General features: G+C 71.4%; 24 protein-coding genes. 7 read left to right on the forward strand and 17 right to left on the reverse strand.

The window, feature by feature from the left end; genetic code table 11:
* Window position 1 precedes the first annotated feature (1 nt).
* Window positions 2-676: a TVP38/TMEM64 family protein gene (locus tag ACQPXB_RS14145; protein ID WP_432852056.1), complete on the reverse strand. Its 675-nt coding sequence runs from the start codon at window positions 674-676 to the stop codon at window positions 2-4.
* A 65-nt stretch (window positions 677-741) separates the two neighbouring features.
* On the opposite strand from ACQPXB_RS14145, the gene ACQPXB_RS14150 reads away from it, so the two are divergent.
* The 4 genes from ACQPXB_RS14150 to ACQPXB_RS14165 all read left to right on the forward strand — a co-directional run bounded on the left by ACQPXB_RS14150 (window position 742) and on the right by ACQPXB_RS14165 (window position 3,849).
* Window positions 742-1,764 carry a DNA polymerase domain-containing protein gene (locus ACQPXB_RS14150; RefSeq protein WP_432852059.1) on the forward strand — a complete coding sequence of 341 codons (1,023 nt, stop codon included), beginning with the start codon at window positions 742-744 and terminating at the stop codon, window positions 1,762-1,764.
* A 223-nt stretch (window positions 1,765-1,987) separates the two neighbouring features.
* Window positions 1,988-2,380 carry a DUF6221 family protein gene (locus tag ACQPXB_RS14155; RefSeq protein ID WP_386956272.1) on the forward strand — a complete coding sequence of 131 codons (393 nt, stop codon included), beginning with the start codon at window positions 1,988-1,990 and terminating at the stop codon, window positions 2,378-2,380.
* A 48-nt stretch (window positions 2,381-2,428) separates the two neighbouring features.
* The gene (locus ACQPXB_RS14160; protein WP_432852062.1) at window positions 2,429-3,418 is read left to right on the forward strand and encodes an MsnO8 family LLM class oxidoreductase; all 990 of its coding nucleotides are present in this window, start codon (window positions 2,429-2,431) and stop codon (window positions 3,416-3,418) included.
* Between the two features lie 179 nt (window positions 3,419-3,597).
* Complete coding sequence (locus tag ACQPXB_RS14165) at window positions 3,598-3,849, forward strand: S1 RNA-binding domain-containing protein (protein ID WP_366588117.1); 252 nt, start codon at window positions 3,598-3,600, stop codon at window positions 3,847-3,849.
* A gap of 84 nt (window positions 3,850-3,933) precedes the next feature.
* Here the strand turns inward: ACQPXB_RS14165 and ACQPXB_RS14170 are convergent, their stop codons facing one another.
* Window positions 3,934-4,554 (reverse strand): maleylpyruvate isomerase N-terminal domain-containing protein, encoded by a 621-nt coding sequence (locus ACQPXB_RS14170; RefSeq protein ID WP_432852065.1) that lies wholly within the window; start codon window positions 4,552-4,554, stop codon window positions 3,934-3,936.
* Between the two features lie 53 nt (window positions 4,555-4,607).
* Window positions 4,608-6,203: a PucR family transcriptional regulator gene (locus ACQPXB_RS14175; RefSeq protein WP_432852068.1), complete on the reverse strand. Its 1,596-nt coding sequence runs from the start codon at window positions 6,201-6,203 to the stop codon at window positions 4,608-4,610.
* A 134-nt stretch (window positions 6,204-6,337) separates the two neighbouring features.
* Between ACQPXB_RS14175 and pruA the strand changes: the two genes are divergently transcribed.
* Both pruA and ACQPXB_RS14185 read left to right on the forward strand, forming a co-directional pair.
* Window positions 6,338-7,966: an L-glutamate gamma-semialdehyde dehydrogenase gene (pruA, locus tag ACQPXB_RS14180; RefSeq protein WP_366588127.1), complete on the forward strand. Its 1,629-nt coding sequence runs from the start codon at window positions 6,338-6,340 to the stop codon at window positions 7,964-7,966.
* Window positions 7,967-7,979: 13 nt separating this feature from the next.
* Window positions 7,980-8,909: a proline dehydrogenase family protein gene (locus ACQPXB_RS14185; protein ID WP_386956276.1), complete on the forward strand. Its 930-nt coding sequence runs from the start codon at window positions 7,980-7,982 to the stop codon at window positions 8,907-8,909.
* 85 nt (window positions 8,910-8,994) lie between these two features.
* Here ACQPXB_RS14185 and trxA read toward each other — a convergent pair whose 3' ends face one another.
* Complete coding sequence (gene trxA / locus ACQPXB_RS14190; RefSeq protein WP_366588133.1) at window positions 8,995-9,366, reverse strand: thioredoxin; 372 nt, start codon at window positions 9,364-9,366, stop codon at window positions 8,995-8,997.
* Between the two features lie 87 nt (window positions 9,367-9,453).
* Here trxA and ACQPXB_RS14195 point away from each other — a divergent pair, with 87 nt between their 5' ends.
* On the forward strand, window positions 9,454-9,696 hold the full coding sequence (locus ACQPXB_RS14195; RefSeq protein ID WP_366588135.1) for a DUF2630 family protein: 243 nt from the start codon (window positions 9,454-9,456) through the stop codon (window positions 9,694-9,696).
* A gap of 370 nt (window positions 9,697-10,066) precedes the next feature.
* On the opposite strand, the gene ACQPXB_RS14200 is transcribed toward ACQPXB_RS14195, so the two are convergent.
* The 13 genes from ACQPXB_RS14200 to ACQPXB_RS14260 form a co-directional block, all read right to left on the reverse strand.
* Window positions 10,067-11,065, reverse strand: a complete 999-nt coding sequence (locus ACQPXB_RS14200; protein ID WP_432848405.1) for an IS481 family transposase — start codon at window positions 11,063-11,065, stop codon at window positions 10,067-10,069.
* Window positions 11,066-11,316: 251 nt separating this feature from the next.
* A complete protein-coding gene (locus tag ACQPXB_RS14205) occupies window positions 11,317-11,976 on the reverse strand; it encodes a DNA alkylation repair protein (RefSeq protein WP_432852073.1) in 660 nt (219 codons plus the stop codon).
* Window positions 11,977-11,989: 13 nt separating this feature from the next.
* Entirely contained in the window at window positions 11,990-13,555 is a 1,566-nt protein-coding gene (locus tag ACQPXB_RS14210) for an alpha/beta hydrolase (protein WP_432852076.1), read from the reverse strand.
* A 68-nt stretch (window positions 13,556-13,623) separates the two neighbouring features.
* Entirely contained in the window at window positions 13,624-14,703 is a 1,080-nt protein-coding gene (locus ACQPXB_RS14215) for an ATP-dependent DNA ligase (RefSeq protein ID WP_366583182.1), read from the reverse strand.
* A gap of 26 nt (window positions 14,704-14,729) precedes the next feature.
* Complete coding sequence (locus ACQPXB_RS14220) at window positions 14,730-15,329, reverse strand: alkaline shock response membrane anchor protein AmaP (protein ID WP_432852083.1); 600 nt, start codon at window positions 15,327-15,329, stop codon at window positions 14,730-14,732.
* Window positions 15,326-15,862 carry a DUF6286 domain-containing protein gene (locus ACQPXB_RS14225; protein WP_432852084.1) on the reverse strand — a complete coding sequence of 179 codons (537 nt, stop codon included), beginning with the start codon at window positions 15,860-15,862 and terminating at the stop codon, window positions 15,326-15,328. The genes ACQPXB_RS14220 and ACQPXB_RS14225 overlap by 4 nt, the downstream gene beginning before the upstream one ends.
* Window positions 15,862-16,251 (reverse strand): Asp23/Gls24 family envelope stress response protein, encoded by a 390-nt coding sequence (locus tag ACQPXB_RS14230; protein ID WP_432852087.1) that lies wholly within the window; start codon window positions 16,249-16,251, stop codon window positions 15,862-15,864. The genes ACQPXB_RS14225 and ACQPXB_RS14230 overlap by 1 nt, the downstream gene beginning before the upstream one ends.
* Window positions 16,248-16,424, reverse strand: a complete 177-nt coding sequence (locus tag ACQPXB_RS14235) for a hypothetical protein (protein WP_220238397.1) — start codon at window positions 16,422-16,424, stop codon at window positions 16,248-16,250. The genes ACQPXB_RS14230 and ACQPXB_RS14235 overlap by 4 nt, the downstream gene beginning before the upstream one ends.
* Before the next feature lie 34 nt (window positions 16,425-16,458).
* Complete coding sequence (locus ACQPXB_RS14240; RefSeq protein ID WP_220238398.1) at window positions 16,459-16,911, reverse strand: Asp23/Gls24 family envelope stress response protein; 453 nt, start codon at window positions 16,909-16,911, stop codon at window positions 16,459-16,461.
* 204 nt (window positions 16,912-17,115) lie between these two features.
* A complete protein-coding gene (locus tag ACQPXB_RS14245; protein WP_366583186.1) occupies window positions 17,116-17,961 on the reverse strand; it encodes an SAM-dependent methyltransferase in 846 nt (281 codons plus the stop codon).
* A gap of 123 nt (window positions 17,962-18,084) precedes the next feature.
* Window positions 18,085-18,525, reverse strand: a complete 441-nt coding sequence (locus tag ACQPXB_RS14250; RefSeq protein WP_432852092.1) for a hypothetical protein — start codon at window positions 18,523-18,525, stop codon at window positions 18,085-18,087.
* Window positions 18,525-19,067: an RNA polymerase sigma factor gene (locus ACQPXB_RS14255; RefSeq protein WP_432852095.1), complete on the reverse strand. Its 543-nt coding sequence runs from the start codon at window positions 19,065-19,067 to the stop codon at window positions 18,525-18,527. Before ACQPXB_RS14255 ends, ACQPXB_RS14250 begins: the two co-directional genes overlap by 1 nt.
* Entirely contained in the window at window positions 19,067-19,825 is a 759-nt protein-coding gene (locus tag ACQPXB_RS14260) for a pyrimidine reductase family protein (protein ID WP_432852098.1), read from the reverse strand. Before ACQPXB_RS14260 ends, ACQPXB_RS14255 begins: the two co-directional genes overlap by 1 nt.
* Between the last annotated feature and the right edge of the window lie 49 nt (window positions 19,826-19,874).

Genomic DNA, 19,874 nt, shown 5'->3' on the forward strand with positions numbered 1-19,874 from the left:
GTCAGCCAGCCGGTGCGGAGGCGGCGGGCTCTTCCTCCTCGACGGCGGGAGTGCGCTTCTTCAGCACCCTGACCAGGCCGACGGCTCCGGCCACGGCGAAAACGGCGTAACAAGCCAGGAGCGCGGGCGGCGTGTCGCCGGTCAGCGCGTCGGCCAGCACCACCACGGCGACCGTGCCGGGGACGCTCCCCATCAGCGTGCCGACCAGGTACGGCACCGGTTTGACCGTCGAAACCCCGCACAGGTAGCTCAGCGGCGCGAAAGGGACCACGGGGATCAGCCGCAGCGAGGTGATCGCGAGCATACCGCCGCCGGACAGCCGTTCGTTCACGATGCGCACGGGTGCGCGGTGCAGGTGGCGCAGCACGAGGTCGCGGCCCAGCAGCCGCGCGAGCCCGAACGACAGGCCCGCTGCGATCGTCGTCGCCACCAGGCCGATCGCGATCCCCGCGACGCTGCCGACGAGCAGCCCCGCCGCGAGGTTGAACACGGTGCGCGGAATGGGTGCCACGGTGAGCAACGAATACGCGACCAGCAGCACCAGTGGCGTCGCGGGACCGGTCGCCTGCGCCCAGTGGCGCAGGTCCGCCGGGCCGGGGATCGGCAGGAACACCGCGGCCGCCGCGAGGAGGGCGAGCACGACGAGCGCGAGGATCAGCTTGGTTCTGCCGGACACGCTTTCCACGGTAGGGCACGGCGTGATCGGCGGGCGATCGGCGTGGATCCGGCTACGGTGGGCCCATGCCCAAGAACGGCGATCCGGTCGAGTACCAGGTGGGGGAGCGCACCGTCAGGGTCACGAGCCCGGACAAGGTGTACTTCCCGGAGCGCGGCATCACGAAGCGGCAGGTGGTGGAGCACTACCTCGCCGTGGGCGAGCCGCTGCTGCGGGCGATCGGCGAGCGGCCCACCACGCTCAAACGCTACGTCGACGGCGTGGCGGGCGAGTGGTTCTACGCCAAACGCGTGCCCAAGGGTGCGCCCGAATGGGTCCAGACCGCGCGGATCACGTTCCCGTCCGGGCGCACCGCCGACGAGGTCTGCCCGACCGAGCCGGCCGTGTTCGCGTGGGCGGCGAACCTCGGCACGTTCGACTTCCACCCGTGGCCCGTCCGGCGGTCCGATGTGGACCATCCGGACGAGCTGCGCATCGACGTCGACCCGCCGGACTCCGCCGGCTTCGACGACGCCGTCGAGGTGGCGCGCGTGGTCCGCGAGGTGCTGGCCGACGCCGGGCTCACCGGCTACCCCAAGACGTCCGGCGGCCGCGGGGTCCACGTGCTCGTGCGCATCCGGCCGGAGTGGGACTTCATCGCCGTGCGCCACGCGGTGATCGCGCTCGGGCGCGAGGTCGAACGCCGCATCCCGGACAAGGCCACCGTTTCCTGGTGGAAGGAGGAACGCGGCGGCCGCGTGTTCCTCGACTACAACCAGGCGGCGCGCGACCGCACCGTCGCGTCCACGTGGTCGGTCCGCGGCACGCAGCGCGCGACCGTGTCCACGCCCCTGACCTGGGCGATGCTCGACGACGTGCACCCGGACGACTTCGACGTGCTCACCGTCCCGGCGTTCCTGGCCGAGCACGGCGACCTTCACGCGCCGATGGACGAAACGGCGTTCGGCCTCGAAACCCTCCTGGAGTGGTACGACCGCGACGATCGCGACCTCGGCGGCGCGGAGCTGCCGTACCCGCCGGACTATCCCAAGATGCCGGGCGAGCCCAAGCGCGTGCAGCCGAGCAAGGCGCGGTCCGACACCGAGTGATCGCCTCGTCGCCGCGGGTGCTCACCGTCCGTGATCAACTTCGGCGAACACGAAAAATTCCCACCTTTACGGCTGCGTAACGTTCCCGCAGGTCAGACTGGGAGTGGAGTAGCGTGCTGCGGGCTCGGGATACCCCCGGTGACGGATCCGGCGCGTAACGCCCCGGCGCCGCGCGGCGACTATCCCGCGCCGGAGGAGCCCGGCTCGAGGAGGGAGGCCTTTCGTGGACGACCTGATCGCGTTCCTCGCCGCGCGGGTGGGTCAGCGGCAGGCGCTGATCATGCAGGCGGTGCAGAAGGCGAAAACCGGCGAGGCGCTCAACCGCGGCGAGACGAAGGTCGCGGTCGAACAACGCGTGCGCGCCCTGGGCGACATCGAGCTCGACGTCGTGAACCAGATGATCAACGAGGTCGAGGTCACGCGCCGCATCATGCTCGCCCACCGCACCACCGTGTCCGAAAAGGTCCCCGGTTTTCCTTTGTACGGCAGCGAATACTGGTGCGAGACCTGCCACGTTCCGGCCGACGAGGCGGGGTCGAACTGGTGCCTGACGCTGCGGCTGCTCGCCCTGCCGTACGCGGACCACCCGGACTACAGCGAACGCTGGCGCCCGTAGCCCGTCACACCGGGGAATCCGCGGCCACGCGCCCGTGTTGATCCAGTCGTGACGTTCCGGATCTCCGTGCTCGACCGGTCGCCCGCCAGGCGCGGGCGGGGCAGTGCCCAGGCGCTGCGGGACACCGTCGCGTTCGCACGGGACATCGAGAGGATGGGGTATCACCGGTTCTGGGTGTCGGAGCACCACAGCGTGCCCGGGGTGGCCGGGTCTGCGCCGACGGTGCTGGCGGCGGCGGTCGCGTCGGTGACGTCGCGGATCCGCGTGGGCACGGGCGGCGTGATGTTGCCGAACCACCGGCCGCTGGTGGTGGCGGAGCAGTTCGGGGTGCTGGAGTCGCTATTCCCGGGCCGGATCGATCTGGGGCTGGGCCGGTCGGTGGGCTTCACCGACGGCGTGCGGCAGGCGCTCGGCCAGGGGCGCGAGGCGGCCGAGGACTTCGGCGACCAGGTGCGAGAGCTGCTCGCCTTCTTCAGCGGCGACCAGACGGCCTACCCCGGCGTGCACGCGATCCCGGCCGAAGGGCTGAGCCTGCCCACGTTCCTGCTGGCCACCGGCTCCGGTGCCGGCCTCGCCGCCGAGCTGGGCCTGCCGCTGGTGATCGCGCCGGCGCGCGGGCAGCGGGCAATGGTCGAGGCCATCCACCGGTACCGCGACACCTTCACCGGAGCCCAGCCGTATGTCGTCGTATCGACATCGGTCGCCGTCGCCGATACCCACGAAGCGGCGCGCCGGCTGCTGGTGCCCGAGGCGTGGTCGACGGTGTACTCGCGCAGCCACGGCGTCTTCCCGGCGCTCTCGCCCGTCGACGAGATCCTGGCCCTGCCCAAGACCGACCGCGAACGCACGCGCCTCGACGACATCGTCGCGAGCCAGATCGGCGGCACCCCCGCCGAGGTGACCGACCGGCTCGGCGAACTGGTCGAGGCCACCGGTGCCCACGAGCTCCTGGTCAGCACGAGCACCTACGACCAGTCCGCCCGCGTCGAGTCGTTCGCCGCGCTCGCGGAGCTGGCCGGGCTTTCGGTCTCGGCCTAAAACCGGTTACGCGCTGCGGACCTCACTGCTACGGTGAACGCATGACTGCCGGGTCGGCCGAGAGCCGTGAGCAGACGGGGTACCCGGCCTTGCCGTGACCCCCCGGCGGGCCCGTGGCCCGCCCCTCCCCAGCGAACTCCGAGGACATTCCTGCGGTTCGCGAAGGGAGGTGAAATCGTTTGTCCACATCGGAATCCAGCACGGCGGAAACCGCCTGGCGCGCTTGGCTGTCCGAGCACGCGACGGGCGGAGTGCTCGACGGCGTGGTCGTGCAGCAGCTGCCGTTCGGTGCGTTCGTCGAGGTGGCGCCCGGCATCCAGGGCCTGCTCGTGACCGACCGCGGCGCGGCTCCTGAAGTCGGCGCCCGCCTGTCGGTGCGCATCGAGCAGATCGACGTCGAACGCCGCCGGTTCAGCCTCGCCACGGCGTGATGCGCGGGGGTTGGGGCAGAAGCGCTGCTGCCCCAACCCTCAGCTCACCACGGCCACAATCGTGCGCGACGTTCAGTCGGCCAGTCATCCCAGCGCCACCGGGGCGAACCCCGCCGGAGCGGGCAGTCGTCCGGTCGCGAGCAGCAGTGCCTCCCGGTCGTCCTCCGACGGCAGCGGCCGCCCGGCAACGCCCTCCACGATCGCCCGCGTCGCCGCGAGTGTCGACGCAGGCGGACCGTCCACACCGGACACGTGCAGGGTCAGGTCCAGGTGGTGCAGCGTCGCTTCGACCACATACGTCGTGAGGAAGTCCGCGACCGTCAGCACCTGGTCGCGAGTTTCCACGCGGGCGGCGGGATCCGCGGCCGCCGCGGCCCGCCCCGCGGCGACGGCCAGGTCGTCGAAGTGGTGCTTCACCGAGGCCGGCCCGGAATACGCCGCAGCGCCGCGGCGGACGAACGCCGACTCCTCGTCAGTGCCGTCACCCGCTTCCCCGGGCTCCCAGTAGGTGACGGCGTCGCGCGTCGCGGGCGCGTCGGTGGTCGTCACGAGCGTGATGAGGATGTCCTGCGCCCCGATGATCAGGTGGAACACGAGGTCCTGCACCAGCCACCCGGCGCAGCCGGACGGCGCGACCCACTGCGCGTCGTCGAGGGAGTGGACGGCTTCCTGCAGGGCGCCCCAGGCCCGGGGGAAAAGATCCATGCCGCACCCTAGCGAGGCCGCACTCCGGCCCGCACAAGGTTTCTACCGCTTTTCTACAGCCGCAGCTGCAGCTGCGTGAGCAGGCGCTGGGCCGGATCCCCGAGATCGACGCCGGACACCTCCGCGGCCCGCCGCACGCGGTACCGCACGGTGTTCGGGTGGATGTTCAGCGCCTTCGCCGCCGCGCGGGCGTCCCCGAACGCGTCGAGGTAGGCCAGCACCGCCGGCACGAGGATCCCGCCGTGGTCGGCGTCGTGCGCCAGCAGCTCGGTCAGCCGCGGGTCGCGGATGCGCGGCTGGTCCGCGAGGTACGCCAGCACCTCCGACAGCAGCACGTCGGCGCGGACGTCCGCCAGCGACGCGACGGCCTCGGGCCAGCGACCACGCGCCATCGCCAGCAGCACCCGGTCCGCGTCGCCCCGCGAAGCCGCGGCGTCGGACAACCGGGGGACTACCCCGCCGAGCGCCGCGCGCACCGGCACGTCGAGGTGCCGCTCCGCCGCGGTCACGATCTCCTTGGCCAGAGCCAGAACCGCCGCGTCCGAATGCTCGGGCAGATCCGGTAGCAACGCGTAGACGCGTCCGCCCAGCACGCTCACCAGGGCACTGCGCCGGTACGCGGCGGTGTGCACCGCGATCAGGTGCACCAGTTCCGCGCGCCGCAGCAGCCGGTCCGACGCGGCGGGACCGGTCGACGACAGCGCGAACGTCAGCACCTGGGCGGGCCGCGCGGGGTCGGCGCCGATGTCGTCGGCCACCGACTCGGCGTCGACGCGGCCCTCCAGCAGACCGGCCAGCAGATCTTCCCGCAGCCGCAGCTGGGGGCTGGGCAGCGTGCGAGCGCGGATGAGCTGCGGTGCCAGCGTGCGGCTCGCGCCGAGCAGCGCCACCTCGGCCTGTTCGGTCAGCGGCGTGGCGCCCTCCTGCACCCAGATCGTGCCCAGCGGCTGCGACCCTGCGTGGATGCCGGCCGCGATGCGCCGGCGGATGCCCAGCTCCGGCCGTTCGTCGATCCGCACGATGCCCTCGCCCGCGCGCAGCCGCTGGTAGACGCCCCATTCCCGCAGCATCGCCAGGTACCGCTCGGGTCCCTCGCGGCCGAGGATCGACAGCCGGCGCAGCTCGTCGACCTCGTCCGACGAGCGCGAGTACGCCAGCACGCGGCTCGCGGTGTCCTCGATGCTGACCAGCCCGCCGGTGAGGGTCGCGACGGTCTGGGCCAGGGCGAACAGGTCGCCCAGCACCTCGCCGGTCTCCGCCTCGCCGCCGGCGCGGGCCGCGTCGACGACCCCGCGTGCCAGCGCCTCCACCTGCTCCCACCGCGCCTCGGCCCCCACCGTGAGCAGCGCGACGCCCGCGTCGGCCGCCACGTCCGTGCCGCCTTCGCCCTTCACCGCCACCGCGGCCGCGCCGCCCCGCCCGGCCGCCCGGATGGCCGCGGCCGCCGCCCGGCCGCGTGCGCCGATCACCAGCACGAGGTCACCGGGGTGCGCCTCCGGCGGGTCTTCGGGGTCGAGGATCACCACGTCGTCGACCCGCACGCCCAGCCCTTGCGGCGCCACCAGCACGCGCACGAGCGGCTCGCCCAGCGTCGCCAGCACGTGGCGCAACGAGGTGGTGGGAAGGCCGTCGGACGCTTCGGCGGTCACCGGATCACCTTCATCCGATCGGACAAGTTCATCACCCCGATTCTAGCCGTTCGGACAAACCTGCCAGCGCTTCCCGGAGTTACGGTTCGGGCATCTCAAGCAGTAGTGCACGTGAAAGACCCGAGGGAGCCGCCGTGGACGCCGTGACCCAGACACCCGCCCCGAAGAACGAGCCGGTGTACACCTACGCACCGGGCAGCGCCGAGCGCGCCGAGCTGGAAGGGGCGCTGAAGAAACTGGGTCAGGCCGGTCCGGTCGACCTGACCGTGACCGTCGGCGGCGAGCAGCGCGCCGGGGGCGGCGAGAAGATCGACGTCGTCGAGCCGCACAACCACGGCCACGTCCTCGGCACCATCTCCAGCGCCTCCCAGCAGGACACGAAGGACGCGATCGCGGCCGCCGGCAAGGCCGCGCCGGAGTGGCGCGCGCTGTCCTTCGACGACCGCGCCGCCGTGCTGCTGCGGGCCGCCGACCTGCTCACCGGCCCGTGGCGCGCCACGCTCAACGCCGCCACCATGCTCGGCCAGTCGAAGACCGCGACGCAGGCCGAGATCGACTCCGCGTGCGAGCTGGCCGACTTCTGGCGCTTCAACGTCGAATTCGGCCGTCGCATCCTCGCCGAGCAGCCCGCCAGCTCGCCCGGCGTGTGGAACCGCATGGAGCACCGCCCGCTCGAGGGCTTCGTCTACGCGATCACGCCGTTCAACTTCACCGCGATCTCCGGCAACCTGCCCACCGCGCCCGCGCTGATGGGCAACACCGTGCTGTGGAAGCCGTCGCCGACGCAGAGCTTCGCCGCGCACCTGACGATGCGGCTGCTCGAAGAGGCCGGCATGCCGCCGGGCGTGATCAACCTGCTCCCGGGCGACGGCAAGGCCGTGTCCGAGGTGGCGCTCACGCACCGCGACCTCGCGGGCATCCACTTCACCGGCTCCACCGCGACGTTCCAGCACTTGTGGGGCACGGTCGGCGCGAACATCGCCGGCTACCGCAGCTACCCGCGGCTCGTCGGCGAGACCGGCGGCAAGGACTTCGTGCTCGCGCACCCGTCGGCCGACCTCGACGTGCTGCGCACCGCGCTGGTCCGCGGCGCCTTCGAGTACCAGGGCCAGAAGTGCTCCGCGGCTTCGCGTGCGTACGTGCCGCGCAGCCTGTGGGAGCAGCTGAAGGACGGCCTGGTCAGCGAGACCGAGGCCATCACCTACGGCGACGTCAGCGACCTGTCGCACTTCGGTGGCGCCGTGATCGACCGCCGCGCGTTCGACAAGCACGCGTCGCTGTTCGAGCGCGTGAAGGGCGACGCCGAGGTCGAGATCCTCACCGGCGGCACCGCCGACGACAGCGTGGGCTACTTCGTGCAGCCGACCATCCTCGTGTCGGGCAACCCGAAGCACGAGATCTTCAGCACCGAGTACTTCGGCCCGATCCTGTCCGTCCACGTGTACGAGGACGCGCAGTTCGACGAGCTGCTGAAGGTCATCGACGAGACCGCGGCCTACGCGCTCACCGGTTCCGTGATCGCCAACGACCGCGCTGCCGTCGCCAAGGCCTCGCAGGCGCTGCGCTACACGGCGGGCAACTTCTACGTCAACGACAAGCCGACCGGCGCCGTCGTCGGGCAGCAGCCGTTCGGCGGGGCCCGCGCTTCGGGCACCAACGACAAGGCCGGTTCGATCTTCAACCTGCTCCGCTGGACGAGCCCGCGCTCGATCAAGGAGACGTTCGTGCCGCCGACCACCGTGCGCTACCCGCACCAGGGCTGAGGGAGAGACCGCCATGTTGCGTGCCCCGTTGCTCGCCGCCGCCCGATCGAAGCGGATGCGCGCGTTGATCGAAGCCGTGCCCGCGACGCGATCCGTCGTGCGCCGCTTCGTCTCCGGGTCCACGACCGCCGACGCCGTGCGCGCCGCGCGCGAGCTGGCCGCCGACGGCCGGTCGATCACCATCGACCACCTCGGCGAGGACACGACCGACGCCACCCAGGCGGCCGGCACCGTGCGGGCGTACGAGGAACTGCTCTCGGCACTCGCCGAGCAGGGCCTCGCCGCCGGCGCGGACGTCTCGGTGAAGCTCTCGGCCGTCGGGCAGTTCCTGCCCGGCGACGGCGAGGGCGTGGCGCTGGAGAACGCACGCAAGATCTGTGCGGCGGCCGAGGCCGTCGGCGCGACGGTGACGCTCGACATGGAGGATCACACCACCACGGACTCGACGCTCGCGATCCTGCGTGAGCTGCGCGGCGAGTACCCGTGGGTGGGGGCGGTGCTGCAGGCGTATCTGCGGCGCACCGAGCAGGACTGCCGTGAGTTGTCCGGCCCGGGGTCGCGGGTGCGGCTGTGCAAGGGCGCGTATGCGGAGCCTTCGTCGGTGGCGTTCGAGGACAAGGCCGAGGTCGACCAGTCCTACGTGCGCTGCCTGCGCGTGCTGATGGCGGGCGAGGGCTACCCGATGGTGGCCTCGCACGATCCGCGGATGATCGCCATCGCGAAGCGCTTGGCCGCCGACAACGGCCGTAAGCCCGGCGACCACGAGTTCCAGATGCTCTACGGCATCCGCCCGGAGGAGCAGAAGAACCTCGCGGCCGAGGGCCGGACGATGCGCGTGTACGTGCCGTGCGGCGACGAGTGGTACGGCTACTTCATGCGCCGGCTCGCCGAGCGTCCGGCCAACCTGGCGTTCTTCCTGCGGGGGCTCGTCACCCGGTCCTGAGAACCTGCGAAGGCCCCCTCGACCACGTCATCCGTGGTTGAGGGGGCCTTCGTCGACGGTCCGGCCCCTGCTCGGGGTCGGTGCGTCAGGCCTGCTCCTGGGCGGCCTGCTCGGCGGCCTTCTTGACCTCGTCCATGTCGACCTCACGGGCCTGGCGGATGAGGTCCTCCAGCGCCGACTCCGGCAGCGCGCCCGGCTGCGCGTAGATCAGCGTCTTGTCGCGGATCACGGCGAGCGTCGGGATGGACCGGATGTCGAACGCGGCGGCGAGCTGCTGCTCGGCCTCCGTGTCGACCTTGGCGAAGACGATGTCGGAGTGCTTCTCCGACGACTTGTCGTACACCGGCGCGAACTGGCGACACGGCCCGCACCAGCTCGCCCAGAAGTCGATCAGGACGAAGTCGTTGTCGGTCACGGTCTGGTCGAAGTTGGCGGTGGTCAGCTCAACGGTGCTCATGGCGGCTTCAACGGACGGCGCCGGGCGGGAATTCCCCGGCGCCGGGTAGCGTCATGGGCCGGAAGTACGAGGTGAGGAGGACCACCCATGGCGAACGGCGAGATCCTGGGCCGCATCGACGAGCTCATCGCGGAGGAGCACCAGCTGCGGTCGCAATCGGTCGGCACCGGGCTGTCCGGGGATGATCAGGCGAAGCTGACGAAGGTCGAGCAGGAGCTCGATCAGTGCTGGGACCTGTTGAGGCAGCGGCGCGCTCGGGCGGAGTTCCACGAGAACCCGGATGAGGCGAAGGTGCGGTCTGTGGGTGAGGTTGAGGGGTATCGGCAGTAGGGGCTTTTGGGTTGTTCGGCTCGGCGTGCTGCGCACACCATTGCCGGATATAGGGGTGGGTGGTGGGCACCCCGATTTTTGATTGTCACTACGGTCTGGGTCGGTTTGTCAAGGCGGGAAAGCGTGCCTTGACAAACCGACCCAGACCGTGTTGGGGAAAAGAATCGGGGGCCGGCCGGGGGAAGGGTGCGGGGAGGGGAATGTGGGTGGTGAGTCGCGTTGCCGGCTGTGGGTTGTGTGGTGGCAAGAGCGGCGCGGTTGGGGTGGGTGGTTGGGTTGGGAATCGCCCGCGCCGTTGGCAATCCTGGTTCGCTTAACTTCGAGTGTTTTCGTGCCTGCTGCAGGTAACGTCGTCGTCTGTCGGCTGGGGCTAGCTGTGATGTCCAGGGAGGTTGGTCAGCCGGGTGATCGGTGGGTGGCCTCCGATGGCGCTGTGGGGTCGGTGGTGATTGTAGAAGTGGAGCCAGGCTGGTAGGGCGGCTCGACGGTCGGCTTCTGACTTGTAGAAGTGGGCGTAGGCCCAGCCGTCGGCCAGGGTGCGGTGGAATCTTTCGATCTTCCCGTTGGTTTGCGGGCGGTAGGGCCGTGTCCGCTTGTGGGTGAGGCCAAGAGCGGTGCAGGTGTCGCGCCACGCGAACGAGCGGTAGGCCGAGCCGTTGTCGGAGAGCACTCGCTCGGTGGTGACGCCGCGGTCGGCGAACCAGGTAACGGCCCGGTGCAGGACGCTGATGGCGGTCGCGGCGGTCTCGTCCGCGCAGATCTCGGCGTAGGCGACCCGGGAATGGTCGTCGATGACGGTGTGCAGGTAGGCGGTGCCGAGTTTGGGTCCGTGGTGCCTGTCGCGTTCTCCGGTGCGGTAAGCGGTCTGCGTGCGGTTGCGCTTGCCCTGCCGTTTGCCGACGTAACGCCAGCCGCCGCCGTCGGGAATGTTGCCGAACTTGGTCACGTCGACGTGGATCAGTGAGCCGGGGCGGTCGTGCTCATAGCGACGCAACGGTTCTCCGGTGACCCGGTCGATGCGGGCAAGCCGGTTGATCCGGCACCGGGTCAGAACCGCATGCACGGTGGAAGCGGGCATACCCAGCCGGCCACCGATCTGCACGGGCCCCAACCGCTGCCGCCACCGCAACCCTACGATCCGGCGCACGAGCTGCTCAGGTGTTGCAGCCGGGCTGCGGTGTGGCCGGGAGCTGCGGTCGGCCATACCCGCCTGACCCTCGGCGCGATACCGCGCGGCCCACTTGCCGGCCGTGCGCGGCGCGACCATGAACATTCTCGCCGCAGTAGTCGCGGTCCAGCCCTCTTCGACAATCAACCGAGCAAGACGCAACCGGGCCCGCGGGGTCAACGCAGCATTAGGGTGGGACACGAAGGCCTCCCGTTGGTGAAGCGGTTCCTCAACAGCTCCACTTCACAACCGGAGGCCTTCGCCTGTCTGCACGACAGGCCGACCTCACCTCAACCGAGAACAACGTCCCCGGACATCACAGCTAGCCCCGCCTCACTGAGCCCCGACTCCTTCCCCCGCGCCCCAATGCGGCGTTGGTTGCGCTGAACGCCATCTCGCCCCAAAAATCCGGCAATGGTGCGCTCCGCGCGCCGAGCCGCCCGCCACCCCACTCAAACCCGACGACCAACCATCTCCGCAATCCAAACCGGCGCATAAGGCGACGTACAACCCTTCGGCGTCGGATAATCCTTCAAAACCCCCAACCGCTCCCCAATACCCACCGCCCGCTCCCGCAACTCCGCATGCTCAATCCCGATCTCAGCCAGACAATGATTCATCGCCCACTGAAGCCGCTCGGGCGCATCCTTCATCTCGGCCTCGATCACATCCAGCAACCCACCCAGATCCAGCCCCTCCGAAGCCTTCCCCACCCGATCAGTCGTCAGCGCCCACCCAGCACTGGCCACAACCGGATCGGCATCGGCGAACCAAGCCACCCGCAACTCCTCGACATGCGGGCTCTTCTTCACCACATACCCCACCAACCAGTCATGCACCTTAGGCGTCCGAGCCTCACGCACCATGACGTCCAACTCACCACGCTCGAACGCCTTGGGCCGGCAAATCAACACCGCCACCAGCCGCGCCGCGCTGTCCCCAGTGCCCCACAACTCGACCGCAAGCTCGTGCTGCGTCTTCAACCTCTTGGCCAGCGCCCGCAGCTTCCCGAGATTCACCCCATGGTCATCACCATGCTTCTCGTTCACCGCACGAGACCTGGGATCCTCCAGCGCGGCCAACTCAGCCAGCACCTCGGCACTACCGGTCACACCGAACCCCCCGTCAAGCCGGGCACAGAGTCCCGTCAGTAGGAACCTTGCCGTCGATCAAGAACGCCTGAACCGCCGACGTCACGCACGGCGACTGCCCCACGGCGCCATGCCCGGCACCCTGCCACGAAAGCGCCACGGCGCTCGGCATCTGGTCCGCCGCCCGCGTGGTCCCGATCTCCGGCGTCACCGGGTCGGCAGCTGTCGCCACCACCAGAATCGGCGGTGCACCAGGCGCACCAGCGGCAGGCAACGGCTCCCGACGCACTGGCCAAGCCCCACACCACGCCAGCTCCTGCGCCACCGCCGACCCGAACTGCGGATACTTCGCCCGCATCCCCTGATCGACCTTGTTGATCTGATCGGCAGGCAACCGAGTAGACGCGTCATTGCACCGAGTCGCCATCACGCCGCCGATCCGCGACGTCCGGCCCTGCGCGTCCACGATCACCGGATCCGCGAAAGACTCGAGCGCCGTCACGTCACCGGACTTCGCCGCTGTCAACGCATCGGCCAGCGCCGGCCACCGCGTCCGGTCGGCCAACCCCACGTACACCGCGTACGTAGCGATACCGGGCGTCACCGTGACCCCGTCCGGAGTCGTCTCCGGCGCCGCGCGCAACCGGTCGATCACCGCCTTCAACGCCGCTTTCGGGCCGCCCATCGCACACCCGCGAGCCGCACAATCCGCCCCGAACGCGTCCAACGTCGCCTGCGCGCCGGCCGCGACCGCGTCCAGCACCGCGGCGCGGTCCTCACCCGGGTCCGGCAAGCCGTCCAGAACCATCCGCCCCACCTGCGCCGGATAGCGCACGGCGTACTCCGACAGCACCTTCGAGCCGTCGCCCCGCCCGAGCGCGTTGAGGTGCGGCACGCCGAGCTGGGTGCGCAGCTCCTCCAGGTCCCCGGCGGTGCGCCAGCTGTCCAGCGCGGTCTGGGCCGTGTCGAGGTCGATGGCGCACTGCTGGCCGGCGCGCCGCGAGGCGTCGAGGACGTCGGACAGGTCGCCCTGGGCCGGGTCGGCGCCGAGCAGCGCTTCGCGGGCCTCGGGGGGCACGCACTGCACGCCGCCCGACAAACCGGTGCCGCGGCGGTCCACGCCGATCAAAGAGAACTTCTGCAGGAACGCGGGCGGCAGCTGCGAGGCCAGGCGCGCCGCGAAAACAGAGCCGGGTTCGCCGCCGACGTCGTTCACGACCACCAGCGGGATGGGGCCGTCGCCGGCCTTGAGCACGAGGATGCGCGCGAGCAGGTGCTGCGTGTCGTCGGGCGCGTCCAGCGGACTGGTCAGGCGCGCGCACGTGAAGTGCAGCGAGTCCGGCGCGGCGGGGGAGCCCATGCGCTGGCGGGTGTCCTCGTCGCAGTCGCTCCAACGCAGGCTGGGTGACTGCGGCTGCGTGAGCGGCGGCAGCGGCACGGGTGCGGCGCTCGACGCCGGCGCCTGCGTGACCCCGCCGTCGTTGTCCACCACCGCCGGGCGCACCGACGGGCCCGTGGTGCAGCCCGCGACGGTCAACGCACCCGCCAGCACCGCCACCAGGGCACGCAGGCGGGGGCGGCTGGTGGAACGGCGGCGCACGGGCTGGTCCTCACGTGGTGTCGGTGGAGCTGTCCGACGAGCTTGGCATGCCGGGTGTGACGCGGAAGTTAGCGGGTCCGCACGACCTCGCCGCGGAACACGGCCGACAGGTCGTAGCGCGCCGGTTCGTCCAGCTGCGCGTAGCCGCACGACGCCGGTTCCCGGTCCGGGCGCCACCGCTTGAACTGCGCGGTGTGCCGGAACCGCGCGGGCTCGCCGCCCTCGGTGTGCTCGTAGCCGACCTCGACCACGCGCTCCAGCTTCAGCGGCACCCACGCGTGCTCGGTCGAACGCCAGCGCGTGATGCCGCCCGGGATGCGCTGGCCCTCGCGCACGGCGTCGCCCACCCACGGGTGGCCTTCGCCGTCGGTGATCAGCGGGGCCAGCTCCTCGGCCAGCTCACGGCGCCGCTTCACCGGGAACGACCCGACCACACCGACGTGGTGCAGCAGCCCGTCGGCGTCGTACAGCCCGAGCAGGAAAGACCCGACGGCCTCACCCGGCTCGCCGTCGACGTGCCAGCGCAGCCCGGCCAGCACGCAGTCGGCCGTGCGGGAGTGCTTGTACTTGAACAGCACGCGCTTGCCCGGCGAGTACGGCTCGTCGAGCGGCTTGCCGATCACGCCGTCGAGCCCGGCGCCCTCGAACAGCTCGAACCAGTGCCGCGCGGTGTCCGGGTCGGTCGTCGCCGGCGTGAGGTGCACGCCGTCGCCCGCGATGCCCTCCAGCCGCGCGCGCCGCGCCGACGTCGGTTCGTCCACGAAGGACTCCGAACCCAGCGCCAGCACGTCGAACGCCACGAACTCCGCGGGCGTCTCCTTCGCCAGCAGCTGCACGCGGGAGTCGGCCGGGTGGATGCGCTCGGTCAGCGCGTCGAAGTCGAGCTTGCCGCCGCGGCCCACGACCAGCTCGCCGTCGAGCACGACCTGCTCGGGCAGCGTCGCCAGCAGCCGCTCCACCACCTCGGGGAAGTAGCGGTTGAGCGGCTTTTCGGCGCGCGACTGCAGGGTGAGCTCGTCGCCGTCGCGGAAGACCAGGCAGCGGAACCCGTCCCACTTGGGCTCGAACAGCAGCCCGCCGGAGTCGGGGATCGCCTTCGCCGGCTTGGCGAGCATCGGCTTGATCGGAGCCTGCACGGGGAGGGCCATGCGGGCATTCTGTGCGAAACACGCGGTCAGCGCACGCGTGCCGGGCCCGTCGTGTCGAGTTCGAGCCGCACGGCCGTGGGCAGCGAGTCGAGTCCGAGCGCCTCGCGGGCACGCGTGAGCACGTAGGTGTCGAGGTCGGTCCAGATGCGCCGGACGTCGGTGCCTTCGCTCAGCCACAGCGTCACACGCAGCGCCGGCTCGGCCGCCGTGCCGACCGCGCGCGCCCGCGCCCGGGTGACGCCGGCGATGGCCTCGGCGTCGGTCTGCACCGCGCCGGCGAGCGCGCCGGCGGTCACCGTGAGCTCGGCGCCCGGCGTCTCGTCGAGGGCCAGGTCGGGACGGCGTTCGGGGCGCAGCGAACGGAAGAACCACCACAGCCCCAGCACGAACAGCAGCACGCCGAGCACGACGGCGCCGATCCGCGCGTACAGCTGATGGTCGGCCAGCCAGCTCACCGCCATCGGGTCGAGCAGCGGCCGCCGCGCGCGGAACTCGCCGAGCCAGCCCTGCCCGACCACCAGCGCGGCCGCGCCCGCGAGGACCGCGACCAGCCCGGTCAGGAACGTCAGCGTGCGCTCGGCCCTGTGGGAACGGCCCAGGGCACGGGAGGCGGTGGAGCGGCTCATCGGCGGTCCTTCGGTGAGTCGACGACCACGGACACCTTGGGCCGGCGTTCGAGCGGGACGTCGTCCAGCACCGTCGCGACGGTCTCCAGCAGCCGCGGCCGCAGCTGTTCCTCGTTCTCCAGCCGGCTGGTCGCGCGCACGCGCACCTTGCGGGCGCTCGCCGTCACGCTCGCGCCGGTCACGTTGGCCTGCGCGCGCACGGCGAGCCCGACCAGCCGCGCGAGCGCCCGCGGCGACGTGCTCACGCAGATCCCGTCGGCCGGGTCGGCCATCCGCACGGCGCGGCTGCCCGCGGTGAGGGCGAACAACACAAAAAGCAGCCCGGCCACGAGCACGATCGCCGCCGTGACCCGCACGGACGTGCTGGTCCACGGCAGCCCGGCGAGGTCTTCACGCCAGCGTTCCCACGGCACGATCAGCGGCGCGCGGCCCGGCTGCCACCAGCGCCACCCGACCTCGATCGCCAGCACCGCCCCGCCGGCCGCAACGGCCAGACCGAGCACAGTGGACAGGAACCGCACGAGGATCCGCATCAGCGCACCCTCGGCCGGACGTCGGGCAGCAGCGCGGAAACCGTCACGGCGATCGACCGCACGTGGTACGCCGTGATCCGCTCGACCTCCTCGGTCACCTTCGCGCGCACGTCACCCGTCACGGCCCGGACCGGCGCCGGATACCGCAACGCCAGCTCCAGGGCCAGGTCCACGTCGTTGTCCTCGCCGCCGACCTTCGCGCTCGCGCCGGAGCGGCCGCGCGTGAGACCGGCGACGCGGCGCTCGGTCTGCAGGGTCCCGGGCACGAGGTCCGCCGCGTGCTGCGCGACCTTGCGCACCACGGCGTGGGCGATGGTCAGGCTGCCGCGCTCCTCGGGTTCGGCCAGGTCACCGCGCGGCAGGTCGACCTGGAGCGGCCGGCCGGTCACTTGTCGCGGCCCCGGCCGAACAGGTCGCCGAGGTCGAGCTCACCGTCGACGACCCGGCCGATGACCAGCCCCACGACCCCCACGGCGAACGTGACCAGGAAGGCGGTGAACCCCTGGGTCGCGGCGAGGCCGAGAATCAGTCCGGCGAGGATCCCGGTCTGCGTTGCGTTCAACGTTTCCTCCTGGTGCTGGGTGGTCGGGTGGTGGTCACTCCACGCGGGAGGACTCGGGCTCGTCGTCCTCGTCGGGCAGGTGGACGTCGTTGACCGCGATGTTCACCTCGATCACCTCGAGCGCGGTGATCTGCTCCACGGCCTCGATCACGTTGCGCCGCACCGCTCGCGACACCTCGACGATCCGCGCGCCGTACTCCACGACCAGGTCGAGGTCGATCGCCGTCTGCTTCTCGCCCACCTCGACGGCGACACCCGCGGTGGACGTCGTGCCGGAGCCGGGGATGCGCTCCTTCAGTGCGCCGAACGCGCGGGACACCCCGCCGCCCAGCGCGTGGACGCCGGCGATCTCGCGCGCCGCGAGCCCGGCGACCTTCTGCACCACCAGCGACGAGATCGTGGTCCGGCCCGCGGACCCCTCCTCGTTGAGGGGCGTCGTGATCGCGGTACCCGGAACATCGGTCCGGCGGGGGCTCGGCTGCACCATGGAGTTCGCTCCTCGCTGTCGGTGGGGACGGCGCCGCTGGCGTCGGCGCCGGAAGCTTGCCCACTCCTACGATGTCCGAACCGGGGAAAAGCTCACGGCGGGTCACTCGAACGGGTGAGTTCGACCCGGTGAGCGGTCGGTTCGGTACGAGGAAACGGCCGGGGCCGCCAGGGGAAACGGCCTCGGAAGCGAGGGTTCAGCGATTCAGAGCTTGCGCGCCACGCCACCCGCGATGATCTGCTGGGCGATGGTCGGCTTCGTGTAGCGCGGGCCGTCGGGCCACCAGCTCGCCACGGGCACGACGTCGGCGTCGCCGGCGGTGCTGGACGGGATGATCTCCAGCTCGTGGAACAGCTCGCGGATCTCGGTCTTGGTGCGCGCGGTGATGTCGCGCATGGAGCCGCGGCGGATGACCTCGAGGGTCGCCTGCAGCGTCGAGTCGTACTCGGAGCCGTCGTCCGGGTCGAGGACGTGGCTGATCACCACGAACGAACCGGGCGGCAGGCGGTCGATGAACTGCTTGGTCACCTCGGCCGGGCGGCCCCGGTCGCCCTTGTAGTGGTGCAGCGCGGCCACGAAAAGCAGCGCGATGGGCTGCGACCAGTCGAGCGCGCCGAGCACCTCGGGGTTGTCGAGGATGCTTTCGGGCTCGAAGATGTCGGCCTGCACGAACTTCGTGTTGTCGTTCTCCTCCAGCAGCACGCGCCCGTGGGCGGCCACGACCGGGTCGTAGTCGACGTAGACGACCTTCGCCTCGGGGTGGATGCGCTGCACCACCTGGTGCACGTTCTCGGCGGTCGGCAGGCCCGAGCCGCAGTCGAGGAACTGGCGGACCTCGGTGTTGTTCGCGAGGAAGCGGCACACGCGGGTCAGGAAGTTGCGGTTCTCCCACGCGACGTCGGGCACCTCGGGCATCGCGGCGATGATCCGCTCGGCCTCGTGGCGGTCGACGTCGAAGTTGTCCTTGCCGCCCAGCAGGTAGTCGTACACACGCGCGACGAACGCTCGGGTCGGGTCCACTCCCACGGGGGTGTTTTCCGATTCGAGCACCACGCGATCCTCCCGGAGAGCAAGACAGTGTGTCTGACGCGGCACCGAGGGTAGCGCCACCAGGTCCAGGCCCGAAAGCCGACCGCGCGGGGTTGCTCCGCTTGGCCGGTGAACGCTGGTTCCTCAGCCGGGACGCACGTCGACGACGTGGACGTTGACCCGCGGCGAGCGCGCCCGCAGCAGCCGGGTGAGCTCCGCGCTCAGGCAGTGCTGCAGCACGCGTGCGGCTTCGTCGGCGACCACGCCGAAGCGGATCGTGGCCAGGATCTGCAGCTCGCCGTCGGCCAGCGCGACGGCGGAAACCGTGACCCCGTCGACGTCTTCGGCCTGATCGGTGGCGACGGTGCGGGCGAGGCGGAGCAACGCGGCTTCCGAAACGGTCAGCACGCCTTCGTCGCAGGGCAGCCGCAGCGGCGGGCCTTGGCGGACCTTGGTCAGCGATCGGAGCACGCGGTCGACCAGGCCGGGCGGCGTCGCGACGTGGCGGCGGGCGGCGGCGCGCACGAGGTCCCAGCGAGGATCCCGTTCGGGGTCCTGCGGGCCGCCGGCGCCCTCGTCCGTCATCACCGCTCCCTCAGCTGGCCGAGCAGCGCCACCCTGGCCCGGTGCAGGCGCGAGCGCAAGGCCGGGACGCCGACTTCGAGCACTTCGGCCACTTCTTCGTAGCTGAGCCCCTCGAGTTCGCGCAGCACCAGCGGCACGCGCTGCGCCACGTCGAGCCGCGCGATCGCCCGCAGCACGGCGTCCACCTGCTCGGCGTGCACGACCTGGCGTTCGGGCGTGCCCTCGGCGACGAGGTCGGGGGCCTCGGCGATCGACACGCTCTCGATCGACACGGTGGGGCGGTGGCGGCGTAGCAGGTCCAGGGCGCCGTTGGTGACCACGCGGTACAGCCACGTGGACACCGCCGACTCCTGGCGGAACGTCGCCAGCGACCGCCACGCGGCCAGCCACGCCTCCTGCACCACGTCCTCGGCCTCGGCCGGGCTGCCCGTGATGCGCAGCGCGACGCGGTACATCATCGGCGTGTGCCGGCGCACCAACGTGTCGAACGCGGCGTGGTCACCCGCCGCCGCGGCCGCGACGAGCGCCTCGCTGTCGGCCATCAGCCGCTGCCCCGCCGGTAGCGCAGCAGCGTGAAGCCGTCGTCCACGAGGATCGACGCGAGCTCCATCCGGCGCGGCGGCAGCGCGGCTGGTCCCGCGGCGATCCGGCTCGCGTCGCCGCCGACGAGCAGCGGGGCGACGGTGAGGTTGAGCGTGTCGACGAGGTCGGCCGCGATCAACGCCGCGAACAGCCCGGGCCCGCCTTCGCAGTCCACACGCCGCAGGCCGCGTTCGGCCAGCATCGCCAGCGCGCACGGCAGATCCACGTCTTCGTCTCCCGCGACGAGCACGTCGGCACCGGCCTCCCGCACCGCCGCGGCGTCGGCGCGCGAAGTGGTGACGACCAATGGCGGCACGCGCGTGTCGGTGAACAGCGGGCCCGCCGGGTCGAGTGAACCCGTACGCGTGACGACGGCGATGGGCGGCGCAGGCGCCAGACCCAGCCGAGCCCGCCGGGCCGAGCGCACCGCGTTGGTCCGGGCGCCGCGGTAGTTCTCGGCGCGCGCGGTGCCGCCGCCGACGAGGATCACGTCGGCGAGGTCGCGCGCGAGCAGGAACACACGGCGGTCGGCCGGGTGCGAAAGGCCCTTCGACAGCTCGTCCACGGCCACGGCGCCGTCGGCCGACGCCACGAAGTTGACCTGCACGAACGGGCCGGCCAGGTCGGTCAGGTCCTCGGGGTAGCCGTAGACGCGCTCCAGGTCCTCGTCGGACAAGGGCCCGGTCCCGCCCGGTGATGGTGGCCACACGCTCCGCACGCCTGCTATCCCAGCACGGGCACCGACCCGGCCCCGACCGGGGGATACG

The organism is Amycolatopsis sp. CA-161197 (assembly GCF_050942255.1).
GTDB lineage: Bacteria > Actinomycetota > Actinomycetes > Mycobacteriales > Pseudonocardiaceae > Amycolatopsis.

Excerpts from the sequence above, each read along its gene's own strand:
- ACQPXB_RS14150 (WP_432852059.1), top strand. The coding sequence starts at position 742 with ATGCCCAAGAACGGCGATCCGGTCGAGTACCAGGTGGGGGAGCGCACC.
- ACQPXB_RS14170 (WP_432852065.1), bottom strand. The coding sequence starts at position 4,554 with ATGGATCTTTTCCCCCGGGCCTGGGGCGCCCTGCAGGAAGCCGTCCAC.
- ACQPXB_RS14185 (WP_386956276.1), top strand. The coding sequence starts at position 7,980 with ATGTTGCGTGCCCCGTTGCTCGCCGCCGCCCGATCGAAGCGGATGCGC.
- trxA (WP_366588133.1), bottom strand. The coding sequence starts at position 9,366 with ATGAGCACCGTTGAGCTGACCACCGCCAACTTCGACCAGACCGTGACC.
- ACQPXB_RS14195 (WP_366588135.1), top strand. The coding sequence starts at position 9,454 with ATGGCGAACGGCGAGATCCTGGGCCGCATCGACGAGCTCATCGCGGAG.
- ACQPXB_RS14215 (WP_366583182.1), bottom strand. The coding sequence starts at position 14,703 with ATGGCCCTCCCCGTGCAGGCTCCGATCAAGCCGATGCTCGCCAAGCCG.
- ACQPXB_RS14220 (WP_432852083.1), bottom strand. The coding sequence starts at position 15,329 with ATGAGCCGCTCCACCGCCTCCCGTGCCCTGGGCCGTTCCCACAGGGCC.
- ACQPXB_RS14225 (WP_432852084.1), bottom strand. The coding sequence starts at position 15,862 with ATGCGGATCCTCGTGCGGTTCCTGTCCACTGTGCTCGGTCTGGCCGTT.
- ACQPXB_RS14240 (WP_220238398.1), bottom strand. The coding sequence starts at position 16,911 with ATGGTGCAGCCGAGCCCCCGCCGGACCGATGTTCCGGGTACCGCGATC.
- ACQPXB_RS14250 (WP_432852092.1), bottom strand. The coding sequence starts at position 18,525 with ATGACGGACGAGGGCGCCGGCGGCCCGCAGGACCCCGAACGGGATCCT.
- ACQPXB_RS14255 (WP_432852095.1), bottom strand. The coding sequence starts at position 19,067 with ATGGCCGACAGCGAGGCGCTCGTCGCGGCCGCGGCGGCGGGTGACCAC.